Consider the following 390-nt stretch of genomic DNA (forward strand, 5'->3'; position numbering starts at 1 on the left):
AGGCAACCGCCGTTATCCAACGGGCGCTTCGCCAACATTCGGCGGATGCACCCGCGCCGGAATCGCCGCCGATGCCGGCACAGGTGGTCCAGCACCTGCTGGAGCATCGCACCGCCGAGCCGGCTCCGGCTCCGGCTCCAGCTCCAGCTCCAGCTCCAGCCCCACGCGCCGAAGCCGTGGCAAAGGCGGGAGACTTCAGTCAGCGACGATTCGCCAATGAAGCTGGCAAGCGCGCCTACAAACTTTACAAGCCGACAGGCGAGGTGCACGGCCCGATGCCGCTGGTCGTCATGCTGCATGGTTGTACCCAGGATGCCGATGATTTCGCAGCGGGTACGCGCATGAATGCGCTTGCGGACAAGCTCGGCTTCATGGTCCTGTATCCGATTC

Annotated in this window: 1 protein-coding gene; it reads left to right on the forward strand. The window is 64.6% G+C overall.

Annotated features, from left to right (window positions below):
* Positions 1–71: 71 nt before the first annotated feature.
* A partial coding sequence (locus AB4Z50_RS36235) for an alpha/beta hydrolase family esterase (protein WP_441887349.1) occupies positions 72–390 on the forward strand: 319 nt, incomplete at its 3' end.

It is taken from the genome of Paenibacillus sp. 2TAB26, from assembly GCF_052115145.1.
Classification (GTDB): Bacteria; Bacillota; Bacilli; order Paenibacillales; family Paenibacillaceae; genus Pristimantibacillus.